Raw genomic sequence first — 22,390 nt, forward strand, 5'->3', positions numbered from 1 at the left:
TAATGATACAAAAGCAACATGAGAGTAAGTTGGAAGTTGGTCAAACGTTTCCTGTGACAATTAAACGTCTTGGGATTAACGGAGAAGGCGTTGGTTATTTTAAGAGACAAGTTGTTTTCATTCCAGGGGCATTACCAGGAGAAGAAGTTGTTGCAGAAACAACGAAAATTCAGCGTGGCTTCGCTGAAGCGAAAGTGAAAAAAGTTCGTAAAGCTTCACCGCATCGTGTGAAAGCACCGTGTCCAGTATATGAGGAGTGTGGCGGTTGTCAGCTGCAACATTTAGATTATAAAGAACAATTGAATCAAAAGCGTGATATCGTTGTACAAGCATTTGAGAAGTACATGAAAAACAGTATGGAAGAGAAAATTCGTCCAACGCTTGGCATGGAAAATCCATGGCATTACCGTAATAAGAGTCAATTACAAGTGGGGCGTAAAGACGAAAAGGTTATTACAGGGCTATATAAACAAAACTCACATCAGTTAATTGATATTGCTCATTGTATGATTCAACATAAAGCAACGAATGAAGCGACAAAAGTTGTAAGACGTATTTTAGAAAAATTAAATGTTTCTATTTACAATGAGAAAAAACAAAAAGGTTTAGTACGCACAATTGTAACACGTACTGCAGTTCAAACAGGGGAAGTACAAGTTACACTTATTACAACAAAAGAAGAATTACCAAATAAAGAACAATTTGTTGCAGAAGTACAAAAACAGATGCCAGCGGTTAAATCAATTATGCAAAATGTAAACTGGCGTAAAACATCTGTTATTTTTGGAGACAAAACATTTAAATTAGCTGGAAAAGAAGTAATTCAAGAAACACTTGGCGATTTATCATTTGAATTATCAGCACGTGCATTCTTCCAATTGAATCCAGAACAAACAGTTGTTTTATATGATGAAGCGAAAAAAGCAGCTGCGTTAACAGGCGATGAGAAAATTGTAGATGCGTATTGTGGTGTTGGTACAATCGGACTTTGGCTTGCGAACGATGCAGCGGAAGTACGTGGTATGGATGTAATTCCAGAAGCGATTGCAGATGCAAGGAAAAATGCGAAGCGTCACGGATTTACAAATACGAAATATGAAGCAGGTAAAGCTGAACAATGGTTACCGAAATGGGTAAAAGAAGGATGGCGTCCAGATGTAATTGTTGTCGATCCACCACGTACAGGTTGCGATGATAAATTACTGGAAACAATTTTAAAAGTGAAGCCGAAACAAGTTGTGTATGTGTCTTGTAATCCTTCTTCATTAGCACGTGATGTACAAGCATTAATGAAGAGCTATGAAGTGGAGTATGTGCAACCAGTTGATATGTTCCCGCATACAGCTCACGTAGAAAATGTAGTGAAGCTTGTTAGAAAGTAAAGTTTATTAATATTCCCTCATGGTATGAGGGAATATTTTCTATGAAGGAGAATATTATGCATAATTATAAATTAACGATTCAGTACGATGGTGCACGTTTTAAAGGATGGCAACGTCTCGGTAATAATGATAATACGATTCAAGGGAAAATTGAAAGTGTCATATCTGAAATGGTCGGAAAAGAAATTGAAATTATCGGTTGTAGTAGAACAGACGCTGGTGTACATGCTTTGAATCAAGTTGCTAACTTTCAAAGTGATGAGAAGTTAGTGGAACATAAAGTGAAAAAATATTTAAATCAATATTTACCTAACGATATTAGCATTACGAATGTGGAAGAAGTACATGATCGCTTCCATGCTCGTTACAACTCTAAAGCAAAAACATATCTGTATAAAATTTGGAATGAAGAGCATACAAATCCATTTATGCGTAAATACAGCATGCATGTGAATAAAAAATTAAATGTGGAAAGCATGAAAGCAGCTGCGAAACATTTAGTTGGTTCACATGATTTTACTGCTTTTTCAAATGCGAAATCAAAGAAAAAATCTATGGTTCGAGAAGTATATACACTTGATGTGATGGAAGAGGCAGGGTTTGTACAAATTAGAGTAAGTGGTAACGGCTTCCTTCATAACATGGTAAGAAAAATTGTTGGGGCATTAATTGAAGTTGGATTAGGACAATTAGATGCTGAAGCAATTCCAAACATTTTAGAGGAAAAGCAGCGCAATCAAATTAATTGTCTTGCTGAGGCAAGTGGGTTGTATTTAGAGAATGTTGAGTTTTAATGGCAAATAAAAAAATCGGGCTAAGTAGCTCGATTTTTTTAGTATTACGAAGATTTCTCGTTTTTTATACGTAGCTTCAAATTCCAAAAAGCAGCAAGCATAATAGCTGCAAAGGAGCCAAAAATTGTTCCTAATAGCTTTGCATAAGGAGAGCTGCTTACATCGGCATTAATGAATAACATCATACAGAGCATGGCAGGGAAAAAGTATAAGTATTGTAATAACTTTAATTTTTTATCATCACTCATATATATAGCCCCTTTCTAGCATGTTATATGTTTATTATAACATATTTTACCAAGTTGTTTTTACACTTGGAGACATGTTCATTTCATATGTGTAAATGCAGTTTTTTAATTCGATATTGTAAGTTTTGCCTACTTAATCCTAAAAATTTTGCAGCTTGTGAGATGTTGCCATGATTCTCTTTAAGAATTTGGTTAATGTAGTTCTTTTCCATTTTTTCTATTGTGTGTTTTAAAGTTTTTGGTGCATCAGTATTGTGATTAGTTAGTGCATGTTGCATATTGAATTCTGTTTTTATTCGTTCACGGAAGCGAGTAGGCATATGAAACGCTGTAATGATGGTTTCATCTTCTATTAAGTTCATGGAACCTTCAATTATATGTTCTAACTCCCGTACGTTCCCAGGCCAATCGTATGCATAGAAAAATTCTCTTACATTTACATCTACATCGGTTACGTTTAGCCCGAATTGAGTATTATATTTTTCAATAAAGTGCTGAACAAGAGCTAGAATATCTTCTTTTCTTTCACGTAAAGGCGGAAGACATAAAGTAACGACGCTTAATCGGTAATATAAGTCTTCTCTTAATCGATTATGTGCGATGGCTTCGAAAGGATCTTCATTGATAGTTGCTATAATACGAACATCAATTTCTTTTTCGTGTGTGCCTCCGATTCTTCGTATTGTTTTTTCTTGTATAGCTCGTAGTAACTTCGCTTGAAGTGCTGGACTTAATGAGTTGATTTCATCTAATAACAAAGTTCCTCCGTTCGCTTCTTCAAATAAACCAGCTTTATCGATAGCTCCTGTAAATGCACCTCGGTTTGTACCGAATAATAAGCTTTCCATGAGTGTATCAGGTATAGCGGCACAGTTCTGTGAAATAAAGGGTTTTGTTGAACGCTGACTTTCATTATGGATGCTTTGTGCAAATAGTTCTTTCCCAGTGCCTGTTTCTCCTATTAGAAGTATGGAGGAAGATGTACGAATTACTCTTTTTCCTTCAGTAATGATTGATTGAATAGCTTCAGAATCACCAATTATGTGATCAAAGGTAAATTTAGTACTTTGTTTTCGAGAAGGGCCCATTCTTATTGTTTGCTTTAAGTTACTAATTTCTTTTGATATTTCAATAGCGCCTTTAATTTTTCCATTTTCTATTATAGGGAAAGTATCGTTAATCGTTGTAATTTCTTGTCCTTTATTGTTAAAATACGTTTGTTTTATATTTTTGTTTGTTTTTCCTAATTTTAATGCCTCTATAAGAGTACTATTTTTATTTTCTTCAAATGCAAATATTTCTAAAGGACTTTTATATAATACATCTGAGCGTTCCATTGATTCAATTTCCATCATTTTGCGGTTATAGATAATCGTTTTACTTTCCTCATTAATAATATGAATCCCGATATCGAGTTCATTGAGTAAAGTTTCATATAGCATGTTCATTTCAATGATCTGTTTAAAATTAATGTCTTCTGTACGCATAGATTATCTTCTCCTCATTTCACCCTATGAAGACTGACTTTTTATAATTTTATTAAAATTCTTATAAAACCGCAAAATTTTTTTGCTATTTTCCTTTTAAAACTTTTCAAATGATAGAAAAATTTTGCGGTTGTGCACGCTTTTTTGTGTAAAACTCTCATTTAATATATGAATTAGAGACTTGGTACGCATTTTGCATAAATAATATTTGAAATCTCTAGAGGGGAGAATATGAATTTTTACAGGATATACAACGTTTCGGTGTCAATTAATAAGAGGGAGGGATTTATAAAGTGAAGACAGTTATAGAAGGTGTGTATAGTCCTTGTTATGGAAAAGTAGAGAAGTTATTTGTTACGGAAAGTTCTTACGTATACGAGTGGGAGAAATTAGCGTTAATTGAAACGATAGATAAACAGAAAGTAGAAATTAAGATAGGAATCAGTGGTTATATTGAATCATTAGAAGTAGTAGAAGGACAAGCTATTGCTGATCAAAAGTTATTAATAACAGTAAGGGATGACCTTTTAGTAACAGGCAGTGATTAATGTAAGTGATGTGTATTTTTGCTCTTTTAAATCATTATTTTTACGGTGAATAATTTTAAAAACGCTTACATTAAATGGATTGGCAAAGTGAAAAGGGGGGATTTATATGATGGATCAAAACCAAGGATTAAAAAGAGAATTGAAAAGCAGGCACATATTTATGATTGCACTCGGTGGAGTTATTGGTACAGGACTTTTTTTAGGATCAGGTTATACGATTCATGAAGCTGGGCCTGGAGGAGCAATTGTAGCCTATCTTGTCGGTGGATTTGTAATGTATTTAACGATGCTCTGTCTTGGAGAATTAGCGGTTGCGATGCCTGACGCAGGGTCTTATCAAACGTATGCGACAAAGCATATTTCCCCTGCAGGGGATGGATGTCGTGGTTAAACTGGTCTGCTACGATAGGCATTGAATTAATTGCAGTTAGTATTTTGATGAAACGTTGGTTTCCTGATGTACCGTCATGGATTTGGTGTGTAGTGTTCGCGGTACTGCTCTTTGCTATTAATGCGTTATCTTCAAGAAGTTTTGCGGAAGTGGAATTTTGGTTTGCAAGTATTAAAGTAATTACAATTATTGCATTTATTATTTTGGGCGGGGCAGCAATGTTTGGTTTTCTAGATATGAAAGGAAATGAACCAGCGCCAATGTTCTCTAGCTTTACTGATTATGGTGGATTGTTTCCAAATGGATTATCAGCCATTTTAATTACAATGATTGCAGTTAATTTTTCTTTCCAAGGAACAGAATTAGTTGGTATTGCAGCAGGTGAGAGTGAAAATCCAGAGAAAACGATCCCGAAGGCAATTAACAATACAGTTTGGCGTATACTTGTTTTCTTTGTACTATCTATTTTTATTCTTGCTGGACTATTCCCTTGGCAGCAAGCAGGAGTAATAGAAAGTCCATTCGTAGTTGTATTTGATAAAATTGGTATTCCTTATGCAGCAGATATTATAAATTTCGTTATTATTACAGCAGTACTATCCGTTGCGAATTCAGGATTATATGCAACTTCGCGTATGTTATGGTCTATGTCTAATCAAGGAATGATTAGTCCGATTTTTGGAAAGTTATCTAAAAACGGTGTTCCTATTTATGCATTAATTGTAAGCACAATTGTAGGGTGTCTCTCACTACTATCAGGTATTTATGCGGAAGATACAGTTTATTTATGGCTGCTTTCTATCGCTGGATTCGGAGCGATACTAGTTTGGGCATCTATTGCTTTATCAAATTTATTAGCTAGAAGGTCATACATGAAGCGGGGCGGGGATGTTAAGGACTTGAAATTTAAAACACCATTGTATCCATTTGTACCACTTCTTGCGTTAGTATTAAATTTAACAGTAATCGTTGGCATGGCCTTTATTCCAGAACAAAGAATGGCATTGTATTGTGGTATTCCATTTATGATTGTTTGCTTACTGTTTTATCGTGCTACAAGAAATAAGGGAAGTAATGTAGAGCATATTGAAAAGACAAATACAACGGAAGTAGAGAGTTTATAATAGTGATTAATTAGGAGACTGTAAAATTGTAAACAGTCTCTTTTTTTGTGAAAATAAAGCTGAAAACATACTATGTATGCAAAGGGGAATTAGCGATGAATCCAGAAGTTTCGCAGTTGTTAAAACAAATAGATTCAAGGAAAGAGGAATTGTTAGAACTTACAAAAACATTAATTCGTTTTGAAACACCAGCACCGCCAGCGAGAAATACAAATGAAGCACAAGAATTTGTTGCAGAGTTTTTAAGAAAACGAAATTTTAGTATTGATAAATGGGATGTATATCCGAATGATCCGAATGTTGTTGGGGTAAAAAAAGGGATAAAAAGTGACTCATATAAAAGTCTTATTATTAATGGACATATGGATGTAGCCGAAGTGTCAGCAGATGAGGCATGGGAAACAAATCCATTTGATCCATTTATAAAAGATGGCTGGTTAGTTGGACGTGGCGCAGCAGATATGAAAGGTGGGCTGGCTGGAGCGCTATTTGCCATTCAACTTTTACAAGAAGCTGGTATTGAATTACCTGGAGATTTAACTTTTCAATCGGTAATTGGAGAAGAAGTTGGAGAAGCAGGTACACTTCAATGCTGCAAAAGGGGTTACGATGCTGATTTTGCAGTAGTAGTGGATACGAGCGATTTACATATGCAAGGACAAGGCGGTGTCATTACTGGATGGATTACAGTGAAAAGTCCACAAACATTTCATGATGCAACGCGCAGACAAATGATCCATGCTGGAGGACGTTTATTTGGAGCGAGTGCGATTGAAAAAATGATGAAAATTGTACAAAGCTTACAAGAATTAGAGCGCCACTGGGCAGTTATGAAAACATATGAAGGCTATCCATCTGGAACAACAACAATTAATCCAGCTGTTATTGAGGGAGGAAGGCATGCGGCGTTTATTGCGGATGAGTGCCGATTGTGGATAACAGTGCACTTCTATCCGAATGAAACACATGAACAAATAATAAACGAAATTGAAGAGTATATTGGAAGGGTGGCAGCTGCCGATCCATGGTTAAGTGAAAATCCGCCACAATTTAAGTGGGGCGGAGAATCAATGATTGTAGATCGTGGGGAAATTTTCCCTTCATTAGAAATAGATAGTGAACATAAAGCTGTAAAAAAACTTAGCTCAGTACACGAGTCTATTCTATCAAAAAATGCAATTTTAGATATGTCTGCAACGGTAACTGATGGCGGTTGGTTTAGTGAGTTTCACATTCCAGCGATTATATATGGACCAGGTACATTAGAAGAAGCACATTCTGTAAATGAGAAAGTTGAAATTGAACAGTTAATTGAATTTACAAAAGTGATAACAACATTTATATATGAATGGTGCCACACGAAAAAATAGATTTGTATAGTAAAATCGTACGAGTATGTATACTTGTACGATTTTTTAGTGAACTATTTCAGAGTTGAATATAAACAACTGAAATAGTTCTTTATTTTGCTATGTCTTTCGTTTCATTTCAAGTAATTTCTCTTTTACTAATTCAACGGCAATTGCATCATCTAAATAGCCAATTGGAAAGAGATAGTCGGGAATAATATCTGTCGATAAAATGAAATAAAGTAATGCGCTCCCAAGAACTGCACGTTCTTCTTTTGAAATGGTTTCATTGCAAAATTGTTGATACATATCTGTTAATTGTTCAATAAAAGGACCAGCACTATCAATTTGCTCTAATTTGCTTGCGAAACTGTCACGAATACGATTTTCGCCTTCTGTTGTCTGGGCATAGCGTTCGTAATTTTCGAGTTCTTGTTTTACGCGAGTTGTAGTGTAATCGAAATCGAATAAGTTAGAGGATTGTAAAGTTTGCTGAATGGTATCAAGAGATGTGTACATATCCGTTTTTTCTTTATTTATGTGAGGAGAATCAGGGTACATTTCATCAAATAACAATTGGGGTGGAACTTGAAGACATTCTGCAAATTTTTGTAGATGTTTTTGTTTTGGCGGTTGTTTGCCATTAATAATTCTTGAGACTGTTGCAGGATCAATATTTGTAAGTATTCCTAGTTGGCGCATAGATAGGGCGCGTTCTTTTAAAAGTTTTTTTATTAATTTACCAAGCCGATCATTCGGGTTTTCATTAGCCATAGTGTAGGCACTCCTTTTTTAGTGTTGAAAAAATGTTGAGCATTTATTACAAGTATATGAAACAGACAGGCACAGTTGCTCAACATTTTCATAATATGCATTGAAAAGTGAGAAAAAGGGGTGACTATTTATGAGTACGGCAGGTTTATTTTCAATTTTTTTAATCGGAATCGCTTCTAATTTAGATAATGCAGGTGTTGGGATTGCGTATGGCATTCGTAAAATTCGTATTTCGTGGTTTAACAATTTTATCATCGCATTCTTTGGATTTTTATTTACTTTACTAGCTGGATTTTTTGGGAACTGGATTGCATTATTTATTTCAGAGTTTACAGCAAACCTGATTGGAGCAATCGTTTTAGGGATAATTGGGGTGTTTATTTTATGTCAGCCTTTCTTGGGTCAAAAAAATACTGTAGGTTCTAAAGATGATAATGTACTTATGGGAATTTTACGTGATCCAGAAAAAGCAGATTTTGATGGATCTAAAACAATTAGTTTTTCTGAAGCACTTGTTTTAGGAGTTGCATTATCTATTAATAATATTGCAGGTGGGTTTGATGCTGGGGTAACAAATTTAAATCTTTGGCTTACAGCGACTATTTCTGGGGTGTTTAGTTTTATTTGTATAAGTGGTTTTGCATATGTAGGGAAACGATATTTAGCAGCTTACTTAGGGAAATGGGCGACGGTTATTGCAGGAGTGTTATTAATACTTATTGGGATTGATCAGTTGTTGTGAAAATAGAAAAGCAATGTTCGAGCATTTCCTCGGAAATACTTGAATAAATTGCATATATCGACATCGGATATTTACTTCTTAATAAATAAAAAGCACCTACATACTACATAGGTGCTTTTTAGCGTATGTCTTCAATTAATTGCTCTGATTCTTCATGCATACTGTATTCACTTAACACTTGGATGCAAAGCCATTTTAATTCCTCGATAGTATGCTCAAGTTCTTCAGGAAGCACATGATGAATGTCTTCAAGTCCCATCCCGAAATGAATAAGTTCAAGTACTTGATCATCGATGTTCCGATCCATTAATAATTCAAGTACTTCTAAATTGAATATGTATCGGTGAGCTTCGTCGAGTGAAACAACTTTTAACTTCAAGCTTTCTACAATACTCAATATAAAAAGAAGGATTGTTTTTTCAAGAACAGGTTGTTTTCCCATTTGAAATATTAGTTTCATCTTTCACACCTCCACATATAGCGCTAGGTTGTACTATATTATTCAGGAGGGGGGAACAAATATGCATGATATAGAGAAACTTTCAGCACTGTTTTTGTAAGAGGATTGATAACTGACAAAAGTGAGGTTTTGGTGAAATAAAAAATCCTGCTAGTATAGCAGGATAACTCGCGATTAAAAAATACTCCAGCCTTCTTGAGCAGAAAGAAGTTCAAGAATTTTAAAACCAGCAATACTATTTCCGTTTGCATCTAAAGCTGGTCCGAAAATGCCGATTCCCATATCGCCTTTTACGCAGCCGAAAATACCACCCGCTACACCACTTTTTGCAGGGATACCAACGCGTATTGCAAATTCACCAGATTCGTTATACATACCACATGTGACCATAAATGTTTTGCAAATTTTTGTAATATGTTTAGGGATGATTTGTTTCTTTTTATATGGATCATATCCATCCATTGCAAAAATTAAGCCGATACGTGCTAAATCGATGCAGTTTACTTCAACTGCGCATTGACGAGTATATAAATCCATAAGTTCTTCAATATCACAATCGATAATACCGTTTTGTTTCATATAATAGCAAAGCGAACGATTTAGATAAGCTGTCTCTAATTCTGAATCGGCAACTTTAGAGGAATAATTAATAGTAGGGTTATCTGTTATTTCACGTACAAAATGAAGAATACGTTCCATTTTTTCCTCGTTATCTTTTCCTGCTAACATGCTTGTAATAGCTAATGCTCCTGCATTTATCATTGGATTAAGGGGTTTGGATGGACTTGTCGTTTCTAACTTAATAATAGAATTAAATGGGTCACCCGTTGGTTCCATTCCAACTTTAGAAAATACATATTCTTCACCACGGTCTAAAAGGGCAAGGGCAAGTGTAATTACTTTGGAAATACTTTGAAGAGTAAATAGTGTTTGTGAGTTGCCTGCATGGATATATTCTGTTTCTTTATGGAAAATGGCAATCCCTAAATCGTCTGGATTTGCATTTCCTAGTTCGGGGATATAAGTAGCAAGTTTTCCTTTTTTCGTATATGGTTTTACTTGTTCTAACAACTGTTGTAAGTTGTTTGTTTCAATGCACTGCATAGTACCAACGCTCCTATTTCGAATTAACTAAGTTTACTTTTCCCGATATGCTCGGAAATAAATAATAACATGAAAAAGTGGAATGATAAAACGAAAGTTATATGTTCTATAGTAGGTCGTTCTTTCAAGTCCTTTGTATTAAAAAAGGAGAATTTCCCTTTTATATAACAGTTTGGAAATAGGAGATTTATCCATAAAAAATTCGAAAATAAAAACTACACATCTATACAACTATATGTTATTATGGTTATGTAAATAGAAAGCGTTTTCTAAGGCGTACTTATAATGATAACGATTTCATAAATTTGATAGGGGGAATTAAAATGTTGCAGTTTTTACAACGTATTGGTAAAGCGTTAATGCTTCCAATCGCCGTACTACCAGCAGCAGGATTATTGCTTCGTTTAGGGCAACCAGATGTATTTGATATTCCTGTTATGGCACAGGCCGGTGCAGCAGTTTTTGATAATTTAGCACTCATTTTTGCAATTGGTATTGCAATCGGTCTTTCAGTTGATGGTAGTGGTGCAGCAGGTCTTGCAGGTGCAATTGGTTATCTAGTTATGAAAAACAGTATTGATGCACTTAGTAAGGGATATTCTACTGTAGAATTACAAGATAAATTAGGCAAAGTCCAAGATTTAATAGGTAATAGCGCTAATGTTGATCCATCTAAGCTTGCAGATACAATGACACAAGTATCTAAGGCAGCCGAATTATCGACTAAAGTGGATATGAAAGTTTTAGGTGGTATTATTGTTGGTGTTATAGCGGGACTTCTTTATAATAAATTCCATAAGATTAAACTTCCAGAATGGTTAGGGTTCTTTGCTGGAAAACGTTTCGTCCCAATTGTTACATCGGTTGTGATGTTAATATTAGGAATTCTATTCGCACAAATTTGGCCAGCAATTCAAAATGCTATCGATGCATTAGCTCATGGAATTGTTAATTTAGGGGCAGTTGGTTCAGGTCTATTTGGTTTATTAAACCGTCTATTAATTCCAATCGGTTTACATCATGTAATGAACACATATTTCTGGTTCGTACTTGGTGACTTTACAAATGCAGCAGGTAATGTTGTAAATGGTGATATTGCTCGCTTCCTTGCCGGAGATAAAACAGCGGGTATGTTTATGACTGGTTTCTTCCCAGTTATGATGTTCGGTTTACCAGCAGCATGTTTCGCAATGATTGCGGCTGCTAAACCAGAAAAACGTAAAATGGTTACAGGTATGTTAGGTGGTCTAGCATTAACTTCATTCTTAACTGGTATTACAGAACCAATTGAATTCTCATTCATGTTCTTATCACCAGTATTATATGGTATTCATGCTGTATTAACAGGTCTTTCTTTATTCATTACAACAACTCTTGGTATTCACGATGGTTTCACATTTAGTGCCGGTGCAATCGATTATTTCTTAAACTTCGGTATTGCAACAAAACCATTATTACTAGCGGGAGTCGGCTTAATTTACGCAGTAATTTATTTCGTTGTATTCTACTTCTTAATTAAGAAGTTCGATTTAAAAACTCCTGGTCGTGAAGACGAAGAGGAGGTAGCTGAAGGTGAAGAAGCTCCAGTTGCAGGTTCAATTGGTGAAACTTACGTAGCAGCTTTAGGCGGAAAAGAAAACTTAACAGTTATTGATAACTGTGCAACACGTCTACGCTTACAAGTAAAAGATGCTGGTCAAGTAAATGAAGCAGCATTAAAACGTGCTGGTGCAAAAGGTGTTATGAAATTAAGTAATACAAGTGTACAAGTTATCGTAGGTACAAATGTTGAATCTGTTGCCGATGATATGAAAAAACACGTATAAATAATGAGATAAGAGGATGTCTAAAAAGATTGATAACATCAATTTTTTACAGGATATCCTCTTTTTTTGTTAACAATTTAACGGGAATCTTACTTTTGTAAATTTTCTTTTTCTTTTTTGTACATATGGGTTGGTAATATGTGTAGTGCGTGATAAAGTAGGGATGATATAGAATGGATTATCCATAATCTACTAAAATAAATCTTTAGCAGAGGAATTAAATTATTGGTGAGTAAGGGGAAAAAAGCAATTATGGATCAGGAAAAAAATAATGCGAATGGGAAAGCAAATCGGCCGATTGTATACATAAAAAGGACAATCATTTTCGTCTTACTATTATCACTTGTATATTTCATGTATACAAAAATTGTTGCGCATAATAAGAAAGAAGAAACTTTAAAAGCGGCAGCAGAAATGAAGAAACAAGAAGAGCTAAAAAAGAAAGAAGAAAAAAAGAAACAAGACGTACAGAAGCAAAAACAAAAAGAGCAGGAAGAACAAGTGAAGCAAGCGCAAGCTGCGGAACAGCCTGCTGAAGGACCACCTCAAGAAATTAATGAAAACGCTCAATTGGACCAGTATTTACAAAACGCAGGATTTAGCGGGACAGCTGTTATTGTGAAGAACGGAAAAGTTCTTCTGAATAAAGGGTACGGTATGGCAAATAAAGAGCAGCAAGTACCGAATAATTCAGAGACGACTTTTTATATTGGCTCTATTTCAAAGGCGTTTGTAGCAACTGCTATTATGCAATTGAAAGATCAAAATAAATTACAAGTAGAAGATACTGTTGCGAAGTATATTCCAGATTTTCCACAAGGTAATAGTATTCAGCTAAAACATCTATTAACACATACATCAGGGATTCCCGAATATGAGCAGGGAAAAGAAGATATTTCTCATGAAGAACTGATAAAGCGAATAGGAAATCAAAAGCGTATTGGTGGTCCAGGAGAGAAGTGGAAGTATTCCGATTCGAACTACTCTATACTTGCATACATTGCCGAGAAGGTAAGTGGACAGTCGCTTGAAGAATATATTAAACAACATATTTTTGCTACTGCTGGTATGAAACATTCTGGTTTTGGCACAGCGTTAGAACAAACAAGATTCCCATCAACGGGTTATAAAATAGTAAATAATAATATGACAACACCTAATATTCCGAGCATGTCACAACTATATGGTTGTGGTGATATATATACGAGTGCACATGATTTATATTTATTTAACGAAGCGTTATACTCTGGAAAGTTAATTTCAAAAGCGAGTTACGATCAAATGTTTACAGCCGTGAAAAAGGATTACGGATTTGGCTGGTACGTAGACCCAGGAAGCTATTCGAATCACGGTGTAATGCCAGGTTGGAATTGTTTAAATGGATTTAGTAAAAATGGTAGTGTGTATGTTGTTTTATTATCTAACATTCAAAATAACATTAAATCATTTGGTAAAGTGAATAATGACATTTATACGATGTTGCGAAATATTGAAGTGTAAAAAACTATCCTTTTGGATAGTTTTTTTTTGCCCTGAAACAAATATTTCTTTTGAAAATGTATGCCTTACCTATCACAAAAATATCTATTTTGTATACATTAAGATGTATGGATGTAAAATTTTATAATCTAAAAATAATAGGAGGAGAAGTGTATGTGTCTGTTCAGAAAATATTGGCATAAATTATCAAGATTGTTTAATAGACAATTAAGCTATTTTTTAGATGATAAATTATTGCCTGCTGTGGAACGACTTTTATTTTCGCAAAACTTTGCAAGGTTTATTCAAAGAAACTCTAAGCAAGCTACGGAAGAATTTATAAAATCAAGCCAATTTCAATCTATTATTTGCAACATTTTAAAAGAATGCAATACATCACCTTTTAAAGAAATTGCAAAGCAGTATTTAGGTAAAAACGTTGAAATTACGGTGACAGTTGGACAATTAACAGGCGTTATTGTAGCAGTCGGTGATGATTTCTTAACATTGCAAGAAGGTATAGGAACTGAAGTTTTATTACCATTTACAAGTATTATATCAATTAAAGAAGTGTAAGAAAGGAGACTTATATATGTTATTTACTGATGAATTACGTAACCATGTTGGTGAATTAGTGCAAGTTGTGACAGCTGTAGAAATTGTTACAGGCATTCTTTTATCTGTGACAGATGGGGCGGTAAGTGTTCGTACTTCTCCTTCTTATGGACCACCGGAAGATGTAATTGTGCGTACTCCTATTATTGCTTATGTTCGCTTGGAAGGGTAAGCGTGATACAAGTATGAGAGTATCAGTTGTTATTCCAGCGCACAATGAAGCGAGTACTTTATCACAAGTTTTAGTAGAAGTGGAGAAGCTCAAGCCTTACGAAATTATTGTAGTAGATAATGGCTCGACAGATGGAACGAAAGACATAGCGTTACAACATCATTGTCACGTGATTTATTATAAACATTCTCTTGGCAATGATGTTGGACGGGCTATTGGAGCTAGAGAAGCAAAAGGTGAAATTGTTTTGTTTCTAGATGGTGATATTGTTATTGATAGTAAAGAGTTACAACGTTTCGTGAAAGGAATTCGACAAGGGCATCAAATTGTTGTGAATAATTTAACATGGTCGGTTTATTTAAAGATGAGACCACATTATACGACAGTTGGAAAGTTCATGTTGAATCGTTATTTGAATAAAAAGGAGCTTGTTGTTGGATCTTTAATTGCAATTCCACATGCGATGAGCAGGGAAGTTATCGAGAAACTTGGGTGGTGGAATTTAGCAGATCCAGCACTATTTCAAGCGATAGCGATGTCTAGAGGAGTAGATATTGTTGATATGGCTTCGGTCGATGTAATTCACACAAATAAGGTTCGTCCTGTGCATACAGGAACATCACCTGGTTCTCCTTATCCGAAAGCGACTAGCCGTATTATGGGTGATCATTTACGTGCTTTGCAATATGTAATCGAAACATATGGTAAACGCGGCGGTTTTTCGGAGGGAAACAGGGATAGGGAGTTTATAGGGAACTATAAACCAGTTGTATTAAAGAAGGAAAAAGCGAAATATAGTGCGATTATACCAGTGTCAGAAGAAAAAATGACGATAAAATCTGTTATACAAGAAGTGAAAAAAGCAGGGGTAGATGAAATTATTGTTGTCGCGAATGGAGCAGATTTTGAGACTGTTAAACAGGCAAAGTTAGAGAATGTTATCGTTATTGAATTCGAGGAAGCACTCGGACATAATGTAGCTCGAGCGATAGGAGCTATGCATGCCACAGCCGATATTTGTTTATTCGTTGATGGTGATTTTGTTATTCCAGCAAAAAAACTCACTCCATTTTTGCAAGCTGTTGAAGATGGAGGTGACGTGGTTTTAAATGATTTACAATGCTTATTAGATATGTTTCATCCTGCAGATCCAATTAGTATGGGGAAATATTTTGTGAATTTAGTAGCGAAAAGACCGGATTTATGGAATAACTCATTAACGGCAGTACCACATGCTATGCATAAAAGGGTAATAGAGAAAATAGGATATGACTCGCTTGTTATTCCGCCATTAGCTCAAATGAAAGCTATTTTGGAGGTTTTTTCTATTACAGCAGTAGAATTTGTAGATGTTATAAAAACCAATCGGGTACGCCCGGAGCAACATGGATTTGTAAATGGACGTATTCCGGCATTTGACCGTATTTTCGGTGATCAACTTGAGGCGATTGCTTATCTATTACAATATACAGACGAACGTGGGAGTTTTACAGATGGAGATCGCGATAGAGACACTATTCAACAATTGAGAAAGGAAGAAAAGAATACAGATGAATGCTAGTAGTAAAGTAGCTATTATTGGATTAGGGTATGTTGGTCTTCCTTTAGCAGTCCATTTTGCAGAAAGAGGACATACCGTACTTGGATTAGATAAAGATACTAGAAAAATAGAATCGATTATAAAAGGAGAAAGTTATATTCCAGATGTTTCTTCTAAAGTGTTGCAAAGTTTATTGACTAAAAATAAATTAATAGTAAATACACCAGATAAAGGTATTACTGATTTCCAAAGTAGTGATTATGTTATTGTTACTGTTCCAACTCCAATTAATGAACGAAGAGAACCAGATTTAAGTGCTCTCATTTCAGCTTCGCATTATATACAACAAAATCTCCAAAAAGGACAAACCTTCATTTTTGAAAGTTCCACATATCCAGGCACACTTGAGGAAGTTATTATTCCTATTATTTCTCAAGCTGGCCAAAAGGTAGGAGAAGATTTCTATATCGGATATTCCCCTGAGAGAATTGATCCAGCAAATAGTCAATATTCAGTTCAATCTATTCCAAAAGTTATTAGTGGACAAACAGAAAAGTGTAAACAAAAAGTACAGGATTTATATAGTACCATTTTTGACGTAGTTGTACCTGTTAGTTCGCCGAAAGTAGCAGAGATGTGTAAGTTATTTGAAAATATTCAGCGCTTAGTTAACATCTCTCTAGTAAATGAATTAAACACATTATGTGAAAGTTTAGGGATTGATTTTTATGAGGCCATTGAAGCGGCATCTACAAAACCTTTTGGATTTACTCCGTATTGGCCAGGACCAGGGATAGGGGGGCACTGTATTCCCGTAGACCCCTTATATTTTCAATGGAGAATAAAAAAGAATGGGGCAATTAGTCAATTAATTGAGGCGGCACATGTAATTAATGAAGAAATGCCAGAGAAAATAGTCCGGAAAGTAAAGGGCATGGTGCAATCACCCGGACTAGTTTTAATTGTAGGAATCGCATATAAGAAAGATGTAAATGATTTGAGAGAATCACCGGCTTTGCCAATTATTCAATTACTAATAAAAGAAGGATACGAGATAAAATACCATGATTCATATATTTCTTCCGCGGAAATTGGAGATAAGGTGTATCAATCTGTTGCTTTAGATGAACAAACAGTTAAAGAGGCAGGTTGTATTTTAATTTTAACTGACCACTCTAATATCGATTGGAAGCTTTTTAAAGGAATGAACCGAGTAATAGATACACGGGGAATCGTAAAGAAGGTGAGTGTATGAGTAAGAAATGTTTAATTACAGGTGGGGCCGGATTTATTGGATCTCATTTAGCTGAAGAGTTGGTGAGAAGGGGTTATGAAGTCACGATTGTGGATAACTTCTATAAAGGGAAAAATAAGTATCATAATGAGCTAATGAGAGAGATTCGGGTTATTCCAATAAGTGTTTTAGATAAAAACTCTATTTATGAATTAGTAAATCAACATGATGTAGTGTTTCATTTAGCAGCAATTTTAGGTGTTAAAACGACAATGGAAAAAAGTATAGAGCTCATTGAAACGAATTTTGACGGAACGAGAAACATTTTACAAGCAGCATTAAAAGGAAAGAAGAAAGTAGTTTTTGCATCTACTTCAGAAGTATATGGTAAAGGCAAACCGCCTTTCTCTGAAGAAGGAGATCGATTGTACGGGGCAACTTCTAAAATTCGTTGGAGTTATGCAGTTTGTAAAACGTTAGAAGAAACATTATGTTTAGGATACGCATTAGAAGGCTTACCTGTAACGATTGTTCGTTATTTTAATATTTATGGTCCAAGAGCGAAAGATGGTCCATATGCAGGAGTAATCCCGCGATTTATCCGTGCAGCTTTGCAAGGAGAAGACATTCTCGTATACGGAGATGGAAAGCAGACACGTTGCTTTACGTATGTGAGTGATGCGGTAGAAGCAACAATTCGGGCAATGGATGAGAAGGTAAATGGTGAGATTATTAATATAGGTTCTGAGAACGAACAGAGTATAAAAGAAGTAGCAGAAACAATAAAAAAACTAACGAAATCTTCTTCGAAAATTGTACAAGTTCCTTTTGAGGAAGTATATCCACATGGCTTTGAAGAAATTCCGAATAGAAGGCCGAACGTAACAAAGTTAAGAGAACTTGTTCAATTTCAAGCGACAGTAACGTGGGAACAAGGATTGAAAGAAACTATTAAATGGTTTCGTGAAGAAAACAATGGCTAAGTCGCTATCAGTTATTATTCCTGCAAGTAATGAAGTAGATACGATTTCAGGAGTTATTCAATCGGTAAAACCGTTAAATCCAGTAGAGATTATTGTCATAGCAAATGGTTGTAATGATGGTACAGAAGAGGTTGCTGATCAGCTAGGTTGTAAAGTAATCAGGTATACAGAACTATTAGGAAACGATGTTGGGCGTGCAGTTGGCGCAAAACATGCGATAGGTGATGTATTACTATTTATAGATGGGGACTTTGCTATTCCAACTTCCAAATTACAATTGTTTCTTAATCCAATTTTACATGATCAGACTGACATCGTTTTAAATAATTTGGACGCATTGTTTTTAAAGAAACAAAAACCCCATTCCGTTACAGTGTGGCGTCAAATATTAAATGCAATGTTAGAGCGTGAAGAATTAAAGATAGATTCTTTATTATCTGTACCTCATGCGTTGACGAAAGAAGTCGTCCAAAGTATTGGATATGAATGTTTAGTTAATCCTATTGTAGCTCATTTACGTATAGCACAAAGTAAATGGAGAATTAACCGTCATTGTGCTATTGATGTTATTACGCCGAATAAATTTCGACCGATTGAACATGCTGCATATGGCACGAACCTTTCTCAATCTGAAAGACGAATGATAGGTGATCATATAGAAGCAGTTGCAGAACGAATAGTAAGCAGTGATATACGCGGGGGATATTATGATGGAAATAGGAAAAGGGATAGCGTCTATCATACTTTAAATTTCGAAGATTTTTATCAAGGATGGGGCGTTACATCCAATTTGTATAGAGAAAAGCAACTATCGGTTGTTATTCCTGTACAAAATGAAGAGAAAACAATTGGAAAGGTTATAGAAGAGCTTCGTAAAATTGAACCTTTTGAAATCATCGTTGTCGTAAATGGTTCGTCAGATAAAACAGCAACGATTGCAAAAGACAAAGGCGCAACAACCATTGTATATAAAGAAGCCCTTGGAAACGATGTAGGGCGTTCACTTGGAACTTATTTTGCAAAAGGAGAAATTGTGTTATTTATAGATGGTGATTTTGTTATTCCAGCTAGTGAACTATATCCTTTTGCAAAAGCTATTGCAGATGGAAAGGACGTCGCATTAAATGATTTAAATCATTATTTAGATTTAAGAGTACCACTTCATCTTGTAACTGCATTTAAGTATGCACTAAATTTAGCTTGTGATAGAAAGGATTTAGGGGTAGGCTCACTTATTGCGGTACCTAATGCATTTAGCCACAAGTGTTTGAAAGCAATTGGATATAAATCTTTATTGTCACCTTGTGTAGCACAGGTGAAGGCTCTTCTTTCTGGATTTGAAATTGCATGTGTATGTCGTGTTGAGGTTGATAAGATGAACCGTATTCGTCCCAGTGAACATTTTGCAAAAATAGGTCATCCTCCAGCTGTACTTCGAATTATAGGTGATCATATAGAAGGACTAGAGCAAATAATTGCATCAACAGACAATCGTGGCGGATTCTATGATGGCAATAGAAAAAGAGATGTTTTATAGAAGTAACAAAAAAAGTGTACAACATGTGTACACTTTTTTGTTCTGTTATAAAAACTATAACAGATTAGGAGATAAGAGTATTACAGCTCTACAATGGGTATTGTTCTTATATTACAAAATAGGACTCGTATATAAGGATACCAAAAAAATACAATTAAGGAAAGGGTTAATTTTAAAGACTTTTAAATGAAGTTAACACTATATATATAGTAGTTTGCTCAATATTTCACAAACATGTCACAACTATTTCGTTCACTTTCGTAAAAAAGTAGTATTCTAAGTGTGTAAGCTGTTATATAAAAAATCTTAGTCCTGTACTAATCAAAAATGGAGGAGATTAGGATGACTCAAGTATTAGAAAATGTTAAAAACGCATGGGAAAACTTTAAAGGTGAAAAATGGAAAGCAGAGATTGATGTTCGCGATTTCATTTTAAATAATGTAAACGTTTTCGAAGGAGACGAATCTTTCTTAGCAGAAGCAACTGAAGCAACGAAACAACTTTGGGATCAAGTAATGGATTTAACAACAAAAGAACGTGAAAACGGTGGCGTTCTTGATATGGATACAAAAATTGTTTCTTCTATTACATCACATGACCCAGGATACTTAAATAAAGATATTGAAAAAGTAGTTGGTTTCCAAACTGATAAACCATTTAAACGTTCTTTACAACCATATGGTGGTATTCGTATGGCAGAACAAGCTTGTGAATCTTATGGATACGAAATGGACAAAGAACTTAGTCGTATTTTTAGAGATTGGAGAAAGACTCATAACCAAGGTGTATTTGATGCTTATACACCAGAAATGAGAAATGCACGTAAATCAGGTGTTATTACTGGTCTTCCAGATGCATACGGTCGTGGACGCATTATCGGTGACTATCGACGCGTAGCATTATATGGTATTGATCATTTAATTGAAGCGAAAAAAGCTGATTTGAATTTAACTGGTGGTGTAATGAGCGAAGATACAATGCGTTTACGCGAAGAGTTATCTGAGCAAATGCGTGCACTTCAAGAACTAAAACAAATGGCTGCTTCTCATGGTTTCGATATTTCTAAACCAGCAACAAATGCACAAGAAGCATTCCAGTGGTTATACTTCGCATATCTTGCAGCGATTAAAGAGCAAAACGGAGCTGCAATGAGTCTTGGACGTACTTCTACATTCTTAGATATTTACATTGAAAGAGATTTAGCAAATGGTACTTTAACAGAAGAAGAAGTACAAGAAATTGTAGATCACTTCATTATGAAATTACGTCTTGTGAAATTCGCAAGAACACCTGATTATAATGAATTATTCTCTGGTGACCCAACTTGGGTAACTGAATCTATCGGTGGTATGGCATTAGATGGTCGTCCATTAGTAACAAAGAACTCATTCCGTTTCTTGCATACATTAGATAATTTAGGACCAGCTCCAGAACCGAATTTAACAGTTCTTTGGTCTAAACAATTACCAGAGAACTTTAAAAACTACTGTGCGAAAATGTCCATCAAAACATCAGCAATTCAATATGAAAATGATGACATTATGCGTGCTGATTACGGCGATGATTACGGAATTGCTTGTTGTGTATCTGCAATGAGAATCGGTAAGCAAATGCAGTTCTTCGGAGCTCGTGCAAACTTAGCGAAAGCATTATTATATGCGATTAACGGTGGTAAAGATGAAAAATCAAAAGCACAAGTTGGTCCTGAGTACGCACCAATTACTTCTGAAGTACTAAATTACGAAGAAGTTATGCATAAGTTTGATATGACAATGGAATGGTTAGCGGGTCTATATTTAAACACATTAAATGTTATCCATTACATGCATGATAAATATAGCTATGAACGTATTGAAATGGCACTTCATGATACAAATGTTCTTCGTACAATGGCAACAGGTATCGCGGGTCTATCTGTAGTAGCAGACTCATTAAGTGCAATTAAATACGCACAAGTAAAACCAATCCGTGATGAAAATGGTATTGCAGTTGACTTCGAGATTGAAGGAGACTTCCCAAAATACGGTAACAATGATGATCGTGTAGATGAGATCGCTGTAAATCTCGTGAAAACATTTATGAATAAACTGCGTAAACATAAAACATATCGTAATTCCGTTCATACAATGTCAATTTTAACTATTACATCTAACGTTGTATACGGTAAGAAAACTGGTAACACTCCAGATGGACGCCGTACTGGAGAACCATTTGCACCAGGTGCAAATCCAATGCATGGACGTGATACAAAAGGTGCATTAGCTTCATTATTATCTGTAGCTAAATTACCATATGAAGATGCACAAGATGGTATTTCTAATACATTCTCTATTATTCCAAAAGCACTTGGTAAAGAAGATGATGTACAAGTACGTAACTTAGTATCTATGCTTGATGGCTATGCAGTAAAAGAAGGCCATCACTTAAATATTAACGTATTTAATCGTGAAACATTAATGGATGCAATGGAACATCCTGAGAAATATCCACAATTAACAATTCGCGTATCTGGTTACGCTGTAAACTTTATTAAATTAACTCGTGAACAACAAATTGATGTAATTAACCGTACAATGCATGAAAGCATGTAAATGAAAAAA

Annotated in this window: 20 protein-coding genes and 2 pseudogenes; 17 read left to right on the plus strand and 5 right to left on the minus strand. The window is 35.1% G+C overall.

Going from position 1 to position 22,390, the window contains the following annotated elements; all coding sequences use genetic code 11:
* The first annotated feature begins 2 nt into the window (after positions 1-2).
* Positions 3-1,382, plus strand: a complete 1,380-nt coding sequence (gene rlmD, locus AC3EMB_RS02545; protein ID WP_089170364.1) for a 23S rRNA (uracil(1939)-C(5))-methyltransferase RlmD — start codon at positions 3-5, stop codon at positions 1,380-1,382.
* A gap of 56 nt (positions 1,383-1,438) precedes the next feature.
* Positions 1,439-2,176, plus strand: coding sequence for a tRNA pseudouridine(38-40) synthase TruA (truA, locus tag AC3EMB_RS02550; RefSeq protein WP_095691456.1), 738 nt, complete (start codon positions 1,439-1,441; stop codon positions 2,174-2,176).
* A 44-nt stretch (positions 2,177-2,220) separates the two neighbouring features.
* Here the strand turns inward: truA and AC3EMB_RS02555 are convergent, their stop codons facing one another.
* Positions 2,221-2,424 (minus strand): hypothetical protein, encoded by a 204-nt coding sequence (locus AC3EMB_RS02555; protein ID WP_089170366.1) that lies wholly within the window; start codon positions 2,422-2,424, stop codon positions 2,221-2,223.
* An 83-nt stretch (positions 2,425-2,507) separates the two neighbouring features.
* Positions 2,508-3,911, minus strand: a complete 1,404-nt coding sequence (locus AC3EMB_RS02560; RefSeq protein WP_098679277.1) for a sigma-54 interaction domain-containing protein — start codon at positions 3,909-3,911, stop codon at positions 2,508-2,510.
* 293 nt (positions 3,912-4,204) lie between these two features.
* On the opposite strand from AC3EMB_RS02560, the gene AC3EMB_RS02565 reads away from it, so the two are divergent.
* From AC3EMB_RS02565 to AC3EMB_RS02575, 3 genes and pseudogenes are all read left to right on the plus strand, one after another.
* Positions 4,205-4,459, plus strand: coding sequence for a biotin/lipoyl attachment domain-containing protein (locus AC3EMB_RS02565; protein WP_000859489.1), 255 nt, complete (start codon positions 4,205-4,207; stop codon positions 4,457-4,459).
* A 106-nt stretch (positions 4,460-4,565) separates the two neighbouring features.
* Positions 4,566-5,974 (plus strand): annotated as a pseudogene (locus AC3EMB_RS02570) (amino acid permease).
* A gap of 95 nt (positions 5,975-6,069) precedes the next feature.
* Positions 6,070-7,344, plus strand: a complete 1,275-nt coding sequence (locus AC3EMB_RS02575; RefSeq protein ID WP_423098078.1) for an acetylornithine deacetylase — start codon at positions 6,070-6,072, stop codon at positions 7,342-7,344.
* Positions 7,345-7,443: 99 nt separating this feature from the next.
* On the opposite strand, the gene AC3EMB_RS02580 is transcribed toward AC3EMB_RS02575, so the two are convergent.
* Positions 7,444-8,097 carry a DUF1232 domain-containing protein gene (locus tag AC3EMB_RS02580; RefSeq protein ID WP_071730622.1) on the minus strand — a complete coding sequence of 218 codons (654 nt, stop codon included), beginning with the start codon at positions 8,095-8,097 and terminating at the stop codon, positions 7,444-7,446.
* A 130-nt stretch (positions 8,098-8,227) separates the two neighbouring features.
* Between AC3EMB_RS02580 and ytaF the strand changes: the two genes are divergently transcribed.
* A complete protein-coding gene (gene ytaF, locus AC3EMB_RS02585; protein WP_423098079.1) occupies positions 8,228-8,839 on the plus strand; it encodes a sporulation membrane protein YtaF in 612 nt (203 codons plus the stop codon).
* 118 nt (positions 8,840-8,957) lie between these two features.
* Here ytaF and AC3EMB_RS02590 read toward each other — a convergent pair whose 3' ends face one another.
* A complete protein-coding gene (locus tag AC3EMB_RS02590) occupies positions 8,958-9,299 on the minus strand; it encodes a DUF3969 family protein (RefSeq protein WP_000766603.1) in 342 nt (113 codons plus the stop codon).
* 174 nt (positions 9,300-9,473) lie between these two features.
* On the minus strand, positions 9,474-10,403 hold the full coding sequence (gene glsA, locus AC3EMB_RS02595; protein ID WP_001149850.1) for a glutaminase A: 930 nt from the start codon (positions 10,401-10,403) through the stop codon (positions 9,474-9,476).
* 69 nt (positions 10,404-10,472) lie between these two features.
* Here glsA and AC3EMB_RS02600 point away from each other — a divergent pair.
* The 11 genes and pseudogenes from AC3EMB_RS02600 to pflB all read left to right on the plus strand — a co-directional run bounded on the left by AC3EMB_RS02600 (position 10,473) and on the right by pflB (position 22,381).
* Positions 10,473-10,585: pseudogene (locus tag AC3EMB_RS02600) on the plus strand (transcriptional regulator).
* 141 nt (positions 10,586-10,726) lie between these two features.
* Positions 10,727-12,229, plus strand: a complete 1,503-nt coding sequence (gene nagE, locus AC3EMB_RS02605; protein ID WP_000938907.1) for an N-acetylglucosamine-specific PTS transporter subunit IIBC — start codon at positions 10,727-10,729, stop codon at positions 12,227-12,229.
* A gap of 252 nt (positions 12,230-12,481) precedes the next feature.
* Positions 12,482-13,729: a serine hydrolase domain-containing protein gene (locus tag AC3EMB_RS02610; RefSeq protein WP_488517443.1), complete on the plus strand. Its 1,248-nt coding sequence runs from the start codon at positions 12,482-12,484 to the stop codon at positions 13,727-13,729.
* A gap of 153 nt (positions 13,730-13,882) precedes the next feature.
* Positions 13,883-14,284: an LSm family protein gene (locus AC3EMB_RS02615; RefSeq protein ID WP_000335542.1), complete on the plus strand. Its 402-nt coding sequence runs from the start codon at positions 13,883-13,885 to the stop codon at positions 14,282-14,284.
* Positions 14,285-14,300: 16 nt separating this feature from the next.
* Positions 14,301-14,495, plus strand: a complete 195-nt coding sequence (locus tag AC3EMB_RS02620; protein ID WP_000899476.1) for an LSm family protein — start codon at positions 14,301-14,303, stop codon at positions 14,493-14,495.
* Between the two features lie 13 nt (positions 14,496-14,508).
* Positions 14,509-16,056 carry a glycosyltransferase family 2 protein gene (locus AC3EMB_RS02625; RefSeq protein ID WP_423099482.1) on the plus strand — a complete coding sequence of 516 codons (1,548 nt, stop codon included), beginning with the start codon at positions 14,509-14,511 and terminating at the stop codon, positions 16,054-16,056.
* A complete protein-coding gene (locus tag AC3EMB_RS02630) occupies positions 16,046-17,290 on the plus strand; it encodes a nucleotide sugar dehydrogenase (protein ID WP_071730629.1) in 1,245 nt (414 codons plus the stop codon). The genes AC3EMB_RS02625 and AC3EMB_RS02630 overlap by 11 nt, the downstream gene beginning before the upstream one ends.
* Positions 17,287-18,252 (plus strand): UDP-N-acetyl-alpha-D-glucosaminuronate decarboxylase, encoded by a 966-nt coding sequence (locus tag AC3EMB_RS02635; RefSeq protein ID WP_064532189.1) that lies wholly within the window; start codon positions 17,287-17,289, stop codon positions 18,250-18,252. Before AC3EMB_RS02630 ends, AC3EMB_RS02635 begins: the two co-directional genes overlap by 4 nt.
* On the plus strand, positions 18,245-19,789 hold the full coding sequence (locus AC3EMB_RS02640) for a glycosyltransferase family 2 protein (RefSeq protein ID WP_053565323.1): 1,545 nt from the start codon (positions 18,245-18,247) through the stop codon (positions 19,787-19,789). The genes AC3EMB_RS02635 and AC3EMB_RS02640 overlap by 8 nt, the downstream gene beginning before the upstream one ends.
* Positions 19,758-19,979, plus strand: a complete 222-nt coding sequence (locus tag AC3EMB_RS02645) for a hypothetical protein (protein ID WP_002094217.1) — start codon at positions 19,758-19,760, stop codon at positions 19,977-19,979. The genes AC3EMB_RS02640 and AC3EMB_RS02645 overlap by 32 nt, the downstream gene beginning before the upstream one ends.
* A gap of 152 nt (positions 19,980-20,131) precedes the next feature.
* The gene (gene pflB / locus AC3EMB_RS02650; RefSeq protein ID WP_000195468.1) at positions 20,132-22,381 is read left to right on the plus strand and encodes a formate C-acetyltransferase; all 2,250 of its coding nucleotides are present in this window, start codon (positions 20,132-20,134) and stop codon (positions 22,379-22,381) included.
* Positions 22,382-22,390 lie beyond the last annotated feature (9 nt).

Source organism: Bacillus sp. LQ16, assembly GCF_057784645.1.